This is a genomic window from Vibrio sp. MarTm2 (assembly GCF_027587055.1).
GTDB classification, from domain to species: Bacteria; Pseudomonadota; Gammaproteobacteria; order Enterobacterales; family Vibrionaceae; genus Vibrio; species Vibrio sinaloensis_D.
In genome coordinates, this window is record NZ_JAPPTK010000013.1 from 1 (window position 1) to 12,717 (window position 12,717).

Here is a 12,717-nt window from a genome sequence, read left to right on the forward strand (position 1 = left end):
CGAAACCTCGCTTAATGCGAGGTTTTTTCGAATCTACAATTTGAAAAGATTCTACAGGGGTGTAGCTCCAATTGGCAGAGCAGCGGATTCCAAATCCGCGTGTTGGGAGTTCGAATCTCTCCACCCCTGCCATATTTAAGGCTCTAGTCGAAAGACTGGAGCCTTTTTACTTTTTGCATTTTAAGCAATGTTATTTATCTTGAGTCGCTAGCCTGATTAAGCCTTCATTTTGTCAGTCTCTTCTGTTTCACCCATATTCAAAGCTACGGAGCGGTTATTTGTGTGAGCTAATCAAATTAACAGAGTAACTATACTTGCTCGTACATTTCAAAGACTAAGCTCTGTCCACAAATAGCTCATCTTTGCACTGAGGAAACTCATTGAAGTTTTCCCTCCATCCTTAGGCTAATACGATAAAGTTGTATGTGTGTACTATTGGTATGCTAACAAAAAGTGACACATGTAACTTTTGAGATTTCAAACTTTGATTGAGATAAGTTAGCCATTTTCTGATCGATAAATAGCGAGTAAAAGCTACAATAGTGAGCAGTTAAATATGGGGGTGTCATGGGACAACTGTCTATTCTTGGGTTTATTGCACTAGGTGGTGCATTTGGTGCGTGTTCTCGTTACCTAATTTCTGAGCTGTGTGTCGTATTGCTGGGGCGAGGTTTTCCTTACGGTACGCTAACGGTTAATGTGGTTGGCTCTTTCATTATGGGCTTTCTCATTGCAGCTTTCGAAAATGAGCTGATTGCAACTGAGCCTTGGCGTCAAATCATTGGCCTTGGTTTCCTTGGTGCATTAACAACGTTTTCAACATTCTCTATGGATAATGTCCTTTTGATGCAGCAAGGTGCTTTTTTTAAGATGGGACTTAATGTGCTGCTTAATGTTGTTCTGAGTATCTCTGCAGCGTGGATAGGATTCCAGCTACTTATTAAGAGTTAGCAATACGGCTCTTCTCGTTATTTTTATACAGGTCGGCTTGGTTTAACCAAGCCGATTTTATATACTGTTTTCACTTGTCGGAGTGCCATAAGGCTGAGACCGTTAGTTCGGGATCCGTTGAACCTGATCAGATTAGAATCTGCGAAGGGAACAGGAGAAGAGATCACTATATTTTCCCATCAGTGATCTATCTATATTCAAGCAACATATTTCATGGTGTCTTGAAACCTCTTGTCGCATCTTTCCGCCAAGCATTTTTATCCAAACTAATTACAAAGCAAGGAAAAATGCTATGTCGAGTCGCAAGCAAGCGAGACTGGAAGCAAAACAGTTCATTGATACACTCTCGGTACAACCGTACCCAAATTCAAGTAAAGTCTACGTAGAAGGTTCACGTCCTGATATTCGTGTGCCAATGCGCGAAATATCACTCGCTGATAGCCTTATTGGAGGTACAAAAGAAGCGCCTATTTTCGAGCCTAATGAACCAGTACGCGTTTACGATACTTCGGGTGTATACACAGATCCAGAACACACCATAGACCTCTACAATGGCTTACCTAAGCTGAGAGAAGGGTGGATTGAAGAGCGTGCCGATACTGAACTACTTGATGAAGTAAGCTCGGTATACACCAAAGAGCGCCTAGAAGATGAAACGCTAGACGACCTTCGTTACGGTAATCTACCACGTATTCGACGTGCCAAAGATGGGCAGTTCGTGACTCAATTGCACTATGCTCGCAAAGGTATTATCACTCCAGAAATGGAATATATCGCTTTGCGTGAAAATATGGGGCGAGCTCAATACCGTGATGAAGTGCTGAATCAGCAGCATCCAGGTCAAAGCTTTGGGGCGAACCTACCAAAGGACATTACCGCCGAGTTTGTGCGTAAAGAAGTCGCCGAAGGTCGCGCAATTATCCCTTCTAATATCAACCACCCAGAATCCGAACCAATGATCATTGGCCGTAACTTTTTGGTTAAAGTGAACGCCAACATCGGTAACTCATCGGTGACGTCTTCGATTGAGGAGGAAGTCGAGAAGCTCGTGTGGGCGACGCGCTGGGGTGGAGATACCGTTATGGATCTCTCTACTGGACGTAATATTCACGAAACTCGTGAGTGGATTCTACGTAACAGTCCGGTTCCGATCGGTACCGTACCTATGTACCAAGCGCTTGAGAAAGTGAATGGTGTTGCGGAAAACCTTAACTGGGAAGTGATGCGCGATACTCTGATTGAGCAAGCAGAGCAGGGCGTTGACTACTTTACTATTCATGCCGGTTTACTACTTCGCTATGTGCCAATGACAGCAAAACGCGTTACTGGCATCGTTTCTCGTGGTGGTTCTATCATCGCGAAATGGTGTTTAGCGCATCACCAAGAAAGCTTCTTATATACCCACTTCCGGGAGATCTGTGAAATCTGTGCTAAGTATGATGTGGCTCTTTCTCTGGGTGATGGTCTGCGTCCTGGCTCGGTTGCCGATGCTAACGACGAAGCGCAATTTGCAGAGCTTCGTACTCTTGGCGAATTGACCAAGGTTGCGTGGGAATACGACGTACAGGTGATTATTGAAGGCCCTGGTCATGTTCCAATGCATATGATCAAAGAGAACATGGAAGAGCAGTTAGAGCACTGTCATGAGGCTCCTTTTTATACCCTTGGTCCATTGACGACAGACGTCGCTCCTGGTTACGACCACATTACTTCAGGCATCGGCGCTGCCATGATTGGTTGGTATGGCTGTGCAATGCTTTGCTACGTAACTCCTAAAGAGCATCTTGGCTTACCAAACAAAGAAGACGTGAAGGTAGGCATGATCACTTACAAGCTTGCTGCGCACGCCGCTGATTTAGCGAAGGGACACCCTGGTGCACAAGTTCGTGATAACGCGCTTTCTAAAGCTCGCTTCGAGTTCCGCTGGGAAGACCAATTTAACTTGTCGCTCGACCCAGATACCGCGCGCGCTTTCCATGATGAAACCTTGCCTCAAGAGTCTGGAAAAGTTGCTCACTTCTGTTCGATGTGTGGACCAAAGTTTTGCTCGATGAAAATCTCGCAAGAGGTACGAGAGTATGCGAAAGACACTGAGCAAGTCGCTGCGGACCAAGCTATCTCGATCAAAATGCTGGATGATCCTCTTGAGGGGATGCGTCAGAAATCGCAAGAATTTAGAGAGTCAGGTTCTGAGCTATACCACCCAGCAGCACATGCCGAGGTAAGTGACTAATGAGCAAAATCCTTATTCCGTCATCATTGATTGAACTGACTGGTTTAGTTCAGCAATGTTTGTTGTTGGCGAAAGAACAGGGTTTTAGCATCGAAGACATTGAGTTGGGTGTGAGCCCAACTCAATCTATTCAGCTTGTTCGCGACCAACAGACCAAACGTATAACGACAGATCTTATTGATGGTTATGACTCTGAGCATGAGAGTTCATTTGTGCTCTATTACCGCTCTGCTTTATCGGTAGAAGCGTGTGCTAAGCAACCGTCGAAAGCGATTTATATTGGCATTGCTGATACGCAAGTATCCGATGAAAAGGAGAAAGTGCTTCAGCTTGATATCTGGCGTCACCCAATTAACAACGAAGTGAGAGCGCTTTCCGTTAAGTCCAAATTCAACGCAATGTTCGCTCCCAAATATCACCTTGCTTGGATAGTAACGCTGACAGTACTCGATTTTCCTATCGAAGATGCGTTAACACTTGCTCGAGGAATGTTAACTCAACAAGCGAATGTTTCACGTGAAACACTGTTGAATGACAATCTTGACGAGGGAAGATCTACTCAGTGGGCTGACCAATTTGATGATTTCCCCACACCTGTACTGGAAGATAACCGACTAGGTATTCAAGTTGGTTGGTCTGCACAAGGCGAGAGCGTTAGCTTTCCAACTCTGACTAAGCAAAGTTTAGGGCTCTATCCAGTCGTTGATGATGTTGCTTGGATTGAACGTCTATTGCCACTAGGCATCAACACTATTCAACTGCGAATCAAGAACCCACAACAAGCCGATTTAGAACGACAGATCATTCGAGCAATTGAGCTAGGTCGTCAGTATCAAGCACAAGTGTTCATCAATGACTATTGGCAGTTGGCAATCAAGCATGGCGCTTATGGCGTTCACCTAGGACAAGAAGACATAGAAGAATCGAATTTGGCTCAGCTAACTAAAGCCGGTATTCGTCTTGGTCTTTCTACTCATGGTTATTATGAGCTACTGCGCATCGTACAAATTCATCCTAGTTACATCGCGCTAGGGCATATTTTCCCAACCACCACAAAACAGATGCCATCGAAACCACAAGGTTTGGTGCGCTTAGCACTGTATCAAAAGCTGATTGATAGCATTCCTTATGGAAACAAAGATCTGGCTTTCCGTCCTGCAAAAGACAAAACAGGTAGTGACTATGTGCTTGGCTTTCCGACGGCCGCAATTGGTGGCATTGACCAATCTAATGCTGACCAAGTTTGGCAAACGGGCGTCTCTAGCTTGGCAGTAGTGCGTGCTATTACCTTGGCAGAATCACCTCAGTCCGTCATCGAGTTCTTCGCACAACTGATGAAGGAAAGACAGCTAACGTTAACTGTTCAGAATAATGAATTGGCGGATACCAAGAGAGGCGAGCATGCTCACGGATAAGCAGTTCCTTCGCTATAAGCGCCAACTCGCTCTGCCTGAAATTGCCGAAATTGGGCAAGAGCGTTTGAGCAAATCGCATGTGCTGATCATCGGTTGTGGTGGGTTAGGGAGCGCAGCGAGTTTGTACTTGGCATCAGCGGGTGTTGGTAAATTGGTTGTGGTCGATGACGATGAAGTTGATAGCAGTAACCTACAGCGTCAGATCATTTATCGTGAACAAGACCTCCAAGTTGCGAAAACAAAAGCGACTGTAAAGCAACTCACTGAACTTAATTCTATGGTTCAAATTCGAGCTCTCAATAAGCGATTAGACAAAGCACAGTTACAGCTTGAGGTGATGCTAGCGGATGTGGTGCTCGACTGCACCGATAACATGCCAACGCGCCAGCTCATCAACCAAGTTTGTTTCGATCAAAATACGCCACTTATCTCAGCGGCGGCAATTGGTTGGCAAGGACAATTCGCTGTCTTTGATTACCAAATACCAAGTGAACAAGAAGCGCAGAGTAAAGCCTGTTACCGCTGTTTGTATCCGTTCGACGAACTACCACAAAGTCAAAAATGCAGTGAGAGCGGTGTCGTCGGTCCGGTGGTGGGCACACTTGGTAACTACCAAGCGATAGCGGCAATTCAAAAACTGGCGACGGGAAAGTTTCATGTCGAGACTGCCAAGTTGCATCTGTTTGATGGGTTGAAACTGCAATGGCAAACCATGGCGATAAGCAAAGACAAACAGTGCCAAGTGTGTGCTCGGATTTAGCTTACGAGTAGTGGGCAGAATTAAGAGAGTTGGAAGCAATGACGTTATCAGAACAACAAACAACACAAATGATCGCTGCTGACTTAGATGTGATCACCATTGTCATCAATGACCAGCCACATCAAGTTGCCGGTGAGTCGAATCTACAGCAAATCATTAGTCAATTTGCGCTGCCCGAAATGGGCTGTGTTTTTGCCATTAACAACAATGTTGTGCCGCGCAGTGAGTGGGCTAGCACAGTTCTTTCACAGGGAGATAGCATCTCTTTGTTTCAAGCGATCGCAGGGGGTTAAAGTCGATGCTTAAAATTGGTGATAAACAATTCGAATCAAGACTGTTCACGGGAACAGGGAAGTTTGCCAACAGCCGATTAATGGCAGAAGCGATTCAAGTGTCGGGTTCTCAACTTGCAACTATGGCGTTGAAGCGTGTGGATGTGAACGACCAACAAGACGATATTTTGCTACCGCTAGTACAAGCGGGCGTGAACTTATTGCCGAACACCTCGGGTGCAAAGAATGCTAAAGATGCTGTGTTTGCAGCACAATTGGCAAGAGAAGCGTTAGGTACAAACTGGCTAAAACTGGAAATTCACCCAGACCCGAAGTACTTGATGCCCGATCCAATTGAGACGCTTGCGGCCGCTGAACAACTGGTTCGTGAAGGCTTCATTGTGCTTCCTTATTGTCATGCTGACCCGGTTCTATGTAAACGATTGGAGGAAGTGGGCTGTGCTGCGGTCATGCCATTAGGTGCACCGATCGGTTCCAACAAAGGGATAGTTTCTCACGATTTCCTAGAGATCATTATCGACCAAGCTAATGTTCCTGTGGTTGTCGATGCGGGTATCGGTGCTCCTTCACATGCCGCGCGTGCGATGGAAATGGGCGCGGATGCCGTTCTCGTTAATACCGCGATTGCAGCTTCGAGCGATCCCGTTGCGATGGCGAGGGCATTTAAGTTGGCGGTAGAGTCGGGGCGTATGGCTTATGAAGCCGGACTTGCTGGTAAGGTTTCTCATGCGGTTGCGTCGAGTCCACTGACGTCATTCCTAGATGAGCTTTAGTCCTAGATTGGTTTAGCTATTAAGCGAGGAAAACATGAGCTTCGTTGAACAATTTAAGCAGCTTAATTGGGATGACATTTCGATGTCGATCTACGCGAAAACGGCACAAGATGTCGAGCGGGCATTGAATAAACCCAAGCGTGATTTGGAAGACTTTAAAGCGCTAATTTCACCAGCGGCTGAAGCATACTTAGAGCAAATGGCGCAGCTGTCATACTCGGCAACTCGCAAGCGTTTTGGTAATACCATGTCGCTTTATATTCCATTGTACCTTTCTAACTTGTGTGCCAATGCTTGTACTTATTGTGGCTTCTCCATGGAGAACAGAATCAAGCGTCGTACCTTGAATAGGGACGAGGTGGCTGCAGAAGTTGAAGCCATTAAACGCATGAAGTTCGATAGCGTATTGCTGGTGACTGGCGAACACGAAACCAAAGTGGGCATGAAATACTTCCGCGAAATGGTGCCGATGATTAAACAACGTTTTAACTATTTGGCGATGGAAGTGCAGCCGCTAGATCAAGACGAATACGCTGAGCTCAAGACATTGGGCCTGGATGCGGTGATGGTCTATCAAGAAACGTATCATCCTTCGACTTACGCCGAGCACCATTTGCGTGGCAATAAGATGGATTTCGAATACCGATTGGATACACCCGATCGTCTTGCAAAGGCAGGCATTGATAAGATTGGTATTGGCGCATTGATAGGGTTGGAAGAGTGGCGTACCGACTGCTTTTATGTGGCAGCGCACTTGGACTATCTTGAGCGCACGTATTGGCAGACTCGTTACTCAATTTCTTTCCCACGTTTACGTCCTTGTGAGGGCGCGCTCCAACCAAAATCAGTCATGACGGATAAACAGCTTGTGCAGTTGATTTGCGCTTATCGCTTGTTGAATCCAGAAGTGGAGTTGTCATTATCGACTCGTGAGTCACCGAAGTTCAGAGACAACGCATTGCCGTTAGGCATCACCAGTATGTCTGCTGCTTCGAAAACTCAGCCGGGTGGGTATGCGATGGATGATGTTGAACTCGAGCAGTTTGAGATCAGTGATGAGCGAAGTGCGGGTTCTGTGGAAGATATGATTCGAGCCAAAGGCTTTGACCCAGTATGGCGAGATTGGCACTCGGCGTATTCTGGTTAAGTAGCAAAGAAAGCCACTGGTCATCGTTATGTTTCACGTGAAACATAGGCAAAGAAAAGAGGGTTGATGCAAAACATCAACCCTCTACTTTTTCTAGCTTCTAGCTTCTAGCTTCTAGCTGTGTGCTACTGGTAGCGTTGCGTGACGAAGCCAATCTTTCACATCACCTTCAACTAGCGGGCTGATCTCATCCCATACTTTCTGATGGTAGTCATTGAGCCAAGCAAGTTCTGGACGAGTTAGCATATCAACGTTGATATTGCGTTTGTCGATTGGGCAGCGTGTTAGCGACTCAAATGACAGAACAGGGAAGTCACCGTTAGTTGGGGTTTCAACAACAAGCTCTAGGTTTTCAATACGGATACCAAACGCATCTGCACGGTAGTAGCCTGGCTCGTTAGATAGCACCATACCTTCTGTTAGAGGCACGTCGATTTGCTTCTTCGAAATGCTCGCCGGACCTTCATGAACACTTAGGAAGTGACCAACACCGTGACCAGTACCGTGGTCGTAATCGTAGCCTTCCGCCCACAGGTGCTGACGAGCTAGTGTATCGATTTGGTAACCACGAGTGCCTTTCGGGAAACGTGCACGAGCAACACCGATGTGACCTTTTAGTGCGAGAGTGAATTGTTTAATCATCTCTTGTGAAGGCTGACCGATCGCAATTGTACGCGTGATGTCTGTTGTGCCATCTAGGTATTGACCGCCTGAATCCACTAGGTAAAGCGTGTTCAGTTCTAGCTTGCCAGGTTCAGGTTGGTTTTCGTGGTTGTAGTGACACATGGCGGCGTTGCTACCGGCGGCGGATATGGTATCAAAGCTTAAATCCATTAGTGTTGGGTCTTCGCTACGGAACGCTTCCAGTTTGTCTGCCAGCGTCGCTTCATCATGCAGGTTACCCGCAACGACTTCAGCATCTAACCAAGATAGAAACTTGCTCATCGCCACGCCATCACGGATATGACATGCTTTCATGCCTGCGATTTCAACTGCGTTCTTCGCCGCTTTTGGCATTAGGCATGGGTCAGCTTTACTTACCACTGATGCACCAGCATTTTGTAGAACCAACTTAAACCATGCGTTACTTGTCGCAGGGTCAACCAGTACATTCTTGCCAGTTAGAGTTTCTAGTCGTGCTTGTAATGCTTCTGGGGGATGAACTTTTACGCCAGCACCAACGTGAGCGTCAAAGTCAGCAGGTAGGCGAGCTGGATCTAGGAAGTATTCCACGCTTGAATCTGAATGCAGAATCGCGTGAGAAAGCAGAACGGGCAGACGTGATACATCTAGACCACGAACGTTGAGCAACCAACAGATAGAATCAAGTGCTGTGATCAATGCGCTGTCTGCGCCGGCTTTTTTCACTAGCTCTGCGATTTCTTGGCGCTTGCTTTCACTTGATTGACCAACCGCTTCTGTTGCCATTAGGCGAACATCAGAAACCACAGGAGCTGGGCGGTCGTGCCACAGCTCATCAATTGGATTGCTGTCGAGAATCTTAAGCTCAAGTGGACCTGCAAGTTTTGCTTGTGCCATGTCTAGCCAAGCAGAGTTGTGCATGCGAGGGTCGATTGCCACAGATGCGCCATTTGCAAGATGGTCTTTAATCCAGTCTAGTGCAGGCTCTTCAATCAGGTGACGGTATTCGAATAGATCAGCAGGAACCTGCTTAGTGACTTGTACCGTGTAGCGACCATCAACAAAGATAGCGGCTTTGTCTTTGGTGATTACCGCAGCACCAGCAGAACCGGTAAAACCAGTTAGCCAGTGTAAACGCTCGTTGTGTGCTGGTACGTATTCGCCCAAGTACTCGTCTTCATGAGGGACAAGTAGGGCATCAATATTATGTTGTGCTAGCCATTGGCGAATAGCTGACACACGCTGTTCAGTAGTGCTGAGCATGGGTTATTCCTTCAAATTTCTTAGGCGTCCATTTCACATCTCGGGACGATGGCAATAAGCTACTCCTTTTACCAAAAGGCTGCAAATTATCTAAGAGATTCGGTCTTTTCTTTGATGATCTGTCGCAACCACGTCAATGCAAGGTCGTTTTCTCTATCTCTGTGCCAAAAAAGCGTATAGGCCATGGGTGGAAATTCTATGGGCAACGGGCGCACCGTCAGGTTGAGTTGCTCGGAGGCGAGTTTAACGAAGTGGCTGGGCGCGGTGAATATGAAGTCTGTGTAAGAACAAAGGCTTGCGGCACTGTTGAAATCAGGCACCATAATCGCGATATCACGCTCTTTACCTATGTCTGCCAACCTATAGTCGAGTAACCAACGCTCATTGCCATCACATCTTACTTGGACATGTCGGTGTGCGAGATAGCTATCCAGATTCCATGGTTGCTGCAAGACTGGGTGATCGTTGCGCATCAGGCACATTTGGCTATCACGATAGATTTCTGCTTCGCAAATATCATTTGGTGGGTACATGGTCAGTTTGGCGTCATTGATGTCGATGTCTTTGCCAGTAATGCCAAGATCGAGTTCACCTCGCTGGAGCATTTTGAATGTGGTATCGGACCAAGCGTGTGTGCTGATAGTAACGCCAGGTGCTTGGCTAAAGATCGCAGGTAAGAAATGAGGAAGTATCAATGGGTAGACACTTTCCACAGCAGCAATTTGGAAGCGATAAGAACTTGTCTCGGGGGCGAACTCTTCCGGTTGAGTGATTTGTTCAAGTTGGTGAATGAGTGATTCCAACTTCGGTTTTAAGAAAAGTGCTTTTGGTGTTGGTGTTAGCCCATGAGCATTGCGCACAAACAAGGGATCATCGAACTGGGTTCGTAGTTTAGCTAGGCTTTTACTGACCGCGGATTGGCTGAGGCAAAGCCTGTGCGCTGCTCGCGTGACATTGAGCTCCTCAATCAACACTTTTAGGCAGATTAGAAGATTAAGGTCGAGTCGAACTAGCTTCTCCAAACTCACAAGAAATTCTCCTTAGGAATATCACCAATGATTATTTGTCATTGGAATTCATATCTTATCGTAGCTTAGAATCCCACCAATTACATTAGTTCTTGTGGAGATTAAAGTGCATTCAAGTAACCAACTGCAGCACTCAAAAATACAGCTTACTCTCTTAACGCTGTTGGTGTTGTTTAGCCCACTGGCGATTGATATTTATCTTCCGGCTTTGCCACTAATATCGTCATCGTTTCACGTGGAACATGCACTTGCTCAAGACACAATCACTTGGTTTTTGTTTGCGATGGGTGTAGGCCAACTGTTTGCTGGACCACTCGCGGACAAATATGGACGTCGAACTGTTGCATTGGTAGGCATTAGTATTTACGCAATGAGTGCTTTATTGGCGTGGAGCGCTCAAAACATTGAGTGGATGCTAACGGCTCGATTGCTACAAGGCTTAGGTGCGTGTGCGACATCGGTAGCAGCCTTTGCAACAGTTCGCGATATGTTTGGACCGGAAAAAAGCGGCAAGATGATCAGTTATCTCAATGGTGCAATCTGTTTTATTCCGGCACTGGCGCCAATATTGGGCAGTTGGTTAACGCAACAGTTTGGTTGGCGCTCAAACTTTAGCTTTATGGCGGGCTTTGCATTGATAGCCTTGGTTGCCATGATCATTAAGCTTAAAGAGACCAACCCAGCACCAAGCGCAGAAGCGGTGTTTAAACCGAGTCGCTATTGGGCGGTGTTGAAAACGCCTTCGTTTATCTTTCACGCTTCATTGTGCATGTGCGCCATGGCGGTCATCTTGGCGTACGTGACTTCGGCGCCTGTAGTACTGATGGAGAACCTAGGGTTGAGTATGAATGAGTTCACCCTATGGTTTGGGATTAATGCGGCTATTAATATTGTTGCGTGTATGACGGCACCAAAATTTATGGAGAAGTTTGGTACTCATAAAACGTTGGTAGTCGGTATCGTGACGCTTGCCATCGCAGGCATCGTTATGTTGGTTCTAGCTGAGCAAGCAACCGCGTTTGCGTTTATGTTACCCATCTTTATGTCTTCAATCGGCTTTGCTTGGATTCTTGGCGCAGCGGCTGGCAAAGCGCTTGCACCATTTGGTGATAAAGCGGGCACGGCTGCCGCTCTGCTTGGTTTATTCCAGATGAGCGGATCTGGTTTGGTGGTGGGCACCGTTCAAAGGTTGGGCTTGGAACCACAACTTATGATAGCCATTCAGATGCTTATCTTGCTGCCGGGCTTACTCATCTTGATGAGCAAGAGTGGCAAACACTGGCACGTGGCTGCTGCGCAATAAGTTGTGATTTGCTTTGATGCGTTACCAAAACGTTGTATATTTGAGCTCCTTTGCTAACTAATACTGTGGACTTAAAACGACGATGTCGATGACAACCTACGAAATGGCTCGTGTTTTGGAGCAACTAGAAGATTCTCCAGAAAAAATCATGTTTGGTAAATTACTCAACGAGCTAGGTAATCAGAGTGGAGAGCGCATTCGAAGTGCGGCGAAACAAGTTCCACTGCATATGCTTCGTGATATTGTTTATCAGTTCCAGCAAGTAATCGAGTCGCGCAAAGATGAGCAAGTGGAACTGCTTGCTAAGTCGATAGCAGAGCAAGGTATTTCAGCGGAAGAGCTTAAACAGTATTTAGAATCCCGTTAAAAAAATGGCCCCTAAACGTAGGGGCCATTTTTTATGGATTCACATTTCGGTTGATGGGGTTTTGCAGTGAAATCAGCGTCTCTGTTGATTGCACTTCATCAATGGCTTGGAGCTTGTCGATGAGCACGTATTGCAGCTCTTCAATAGAACGACACATCAACTTTACAAAGATATTGTAAGCTCCAGTGGTGTAGTAGGCTTCCACGACTTCTTCTAGTGCATTGAGTTTTTCGAGTGCCGAGTGGTAGTCTCGCGCGGCATTCAAGTTAATGCCGATAAAGCAGCAAACGTCGTAGCCAAGCTTTTTGGTGTCGACAATGACTTCTGTACCTTGAATGATGTCAGCTGACTTCATTTTCTCTATTCGTACATGAACAGTGGCGGGGCTAACATTAAACTGTTTGGCCATTTCGGCATAAGGCGTTCGCGCGTCTTCCATGAGTGTCTTTAAAATCGCGCGATCGAGGTCGTCGAGTTTTACATTGTGTGCGTGCACATTTCTCTCCCAATAAGGTCGGGCTCTTAGTTCAAAATATCAACAA

12 protein-coding genes, 1 tRNA gene and 1 riboswitch are annotated in these 12,717 nt (G+C 46.4%); of the genes, 10 read left to right on the top strand and 3 right to left on the bottom strand.

What is annotated here, in order from left to right:
* The first annotated feature begins 55 nt into the window (after positions 1-55).
* The 8 genes from OH458_RS18720 (at position 56) to thiH (ending at position 7,572) form a co-directional block, all read left to right on the top strand.
* A tRNA-Trp gene (locus OH458_RS18720) sits at positions 56-132 on the top strand.
* Positions 133-567: 435 nt separating this feature from the next.
* Positions 568-951 carry a fluoride efflux transporter CrcB gene (gene crcB / locus OH458_RS18725; protein ID WP_269979439.1) on the top strand — a complete coding sequence of 128 codons (384 nt, stop codon included), beginning with the start codon at positions 568-570 and terminating at the stop codon, positions 949-951.
* A gap of 68 nt (positions 952-1,019) precedes the next feature.
* Positions 1,020-1,118, top strand: a riboswitch (TPP riboswitch).
* Between the two features lie 125 nt (positions 1,119-1,243).
* A complete protein-coding gene (thiC, locus tag OH458_RS18730) occupies positions 1,244-3,184 on the top strand; it encodes a phosphomethylpyrimidine synthase ThiC (RefSeq protein WP_269979440.1) in 1,941 nt (646 codons plus the stop codon).
* Entirely contained in the window at positions 3,184-4,599 is a 1,416-nt protein-coding gene (locus tag OH458_RS18735; RefSeq protein WP_269979441.1) for a thiamine phosphate synthase, read from the top strand. Before thiC ends, OH458_RS18735 begins: the two co-directional genes overlap by 1 nt.
* The gene (locus OH458_RS18740; protein ID WP_269979442.1) at positions 4,586-5,359 is read left to right on the top strand and encodes a HesA/MoeB/ThiF family protein; all 774 of its coding nucleotides are present in this window, start codon (positions 4,586-4,588) and stop codon (positions 5,357-5,359) included. Before OH458_RS18735 ends, OH458_RS18740 begins: the two co-directional genes overlap by 14 nt.
* A gap of 38 nt (positions 5,360-5,397) precedes the next feature.
* Positions 5,398-5,652: a sulfur carrier protein ThiS gene (gene thiS / locus OH458_RS18745; protein WP_269979443.1), complete on the top strand. Its 255-nt coding sequence runs from the start codon at positions 5,398-5,400 to the stop codon at positions 5,650-5,652.
* A gap of 5 nt (positions 5,653-5,657) precedes the next feature.
* Complete coding sequence (locus OH458_RS18750; RefSeq protein WP_009703039.1) at positions 5,658-6,425, top strand: thiazole synthase; 768 nt, start codon at positions 5,658-5,660, stop codon at positions 6,423-6,425.
* A gap of 34 nt (positions 6,426-6,459) precedes the next feature.
* On the top strand, positions 6,460-7,572 hold the full coding sequence (gene thiH, locus OH458_RS18755) for a 2-iminoacetate synthase ThiH (RefSeq protein ID WP_005447249.1): 1,113 nt from the start codon (positions 6,460-6,462) through the stop codon (positions 7,570-7,572).
* Between the two features lie 114 nt (positions 7,573-7,686).
* Here thiH and OH458_RS18760 read toward each other — a convergent pair whose 3' ends face one another.
* Together OH458_RS18760 and OH458_RS18765 are read right to left on the bottom strand one after the other, a co-directional pair.
* On the bottom strand, positions 7,687-9,477 hold the full coding sequence (locus OH458_RS18760; RefSeq protein ID WP_269979444.1) for an aminopeptidase P family protein: 1,791 nt from the start codon (positions 9,475-9,477) through the stop codon (positions 7,687-7,689).
* Between the two features lie 86 nt (positions 9,478-9,563).
* Positions 9,564-10,505: a LysR family transcriptional regulator gene (locus tag OH458_RS18765; RefSeq protein ID WP_269979445.1), complete on the bottom strand. Its 942-nt coding sequence runs from the start codon at positions 10,503-10,505 to the stop codon at positions 9,564-9,566.
* Between the two features lie 106 nt (positions 10,506-10,611).
* Between OH458_RS18765 and OH458_RS18770 the strand changes: the two genes are divergently transcribed.
* The gene (locus OH458_RS18770; protein ID WP_269979446.1) at positions 10,612-11,808 is read left to right on the top strand and encodes a multidrug effflux MFS transporter; all 1,197 of its coding nucleotides are present in this window, start codon (positions 10,612-10,614) and stop codon (positions 11,806-11,808) included.
* An 82-nt stretch (positions 11,809-11,890) separates the two neighbouring features.
* Positions 11,891-12,175: an H-NS-like global regulator TsrA gene (tsrA, locus tag OH458_RS18775; protein WP_005474424.1), complete on the top strand. Its 285-nt coding sequence runs from the start codon at positions 11,891-11,893 to the stop codon at positions 12,173-12,175.
* A gap of 31 nt (positions 12,176-12,206) precedes the next feature.
* Here the strand turns inward: tsrA and asnC are convergent, their stop codons facing one another.
* Positions 12,207-12,671, bottom strand: coding sequence for a transcriptional regulator AsnC (asnC, locus tag OH458_RS18780; RefSeq protein WP_038139831.1), 465 nt, complete (start codon positions 12,669-12,671; stop codon positions 12,207-12,209).
* Positions 12,672-12,717: the final 46 nt, after the last annotated feature.